Source organism: Kitasatospora arboriphila (assembly GCF_039528095.1).
GTDB lineage: Bacteria > Actinomycetota > Actinomycetes > Streptomycetales > Streptomycetaceae > Kitasatospora > Kitasatospora arboriphila.
In genome coordinates this window covers 1-586 of sequence record NZ_BAAALD010000283.1, presented here as the reverse complement: position 1 = coordinate 586, position 586 = coordinate 1, and the positions used below count along the sequence as shown (strand labels likewise).

1 protein-coding gene is annotated in these 586 nt (G+C 58.5%); it reads left to right on the top strand.

The annotated features are described in order from the left end of the window. Positions 1 to 15 precede the first annotated feature (15 nt). A partial coding sequence (locus ABD353_RS39970) for an FGGY family carbohydrate kinase (protein ID WP_344628608.1) occupies positions 16 to 586 on the top strand: 571 nt, incomplete at its 3' end.

Below are 586 nucleotides of genomic sequence, written 5' to 3'. Positions count from 1 at the left end.
CTTGGCTCAACACGTATTAAAGCGTGTCTCACAGATGCTGCGGGTCAGGTCCTTGCAGCGGGCACCCACGAGTGGTCGACCACGTTCAACGGAACCCACTGGACGTATGACCTTACCGAAGTGTGGGGCGGTGTCCAACGGGCTTACGCAGAACTCGTGGCTGCAGCAAAGCGAAGCCTCGGGGTCGCACCGAAGACCTTTGCCGCACTTGGGGTTTCCGCGATGATGCACGGCTATCTTGTGTTCGATGAGGCAGACGAGCTGCTCGTGCCATTTCGTACTTGGCGCAATACGAATACGGGCGGGGCGGCCGCTTTACTCACCCAGCGTTTCGGGGTGAATGTACCTTTGAGGTGGTCCATCGCGCACCTCGGTCAGGCGGTCCTTGATGATGAACCGCACGTACCTCGAGTTGCGTTTATGACAACGCTGGCCGGCTACGTTCACTGGCGGCTAAGCGGCGAGCGGGTGCTGGGGATTGGTGACGCATCTGGACTATTCCCGATTGCAGAAGGGAGTCGCGAGTTTGACCCCAGAATGATCCGAGAATTTGATGAGTTCTCTGCCTCCCTCAGACTGCCTGGTG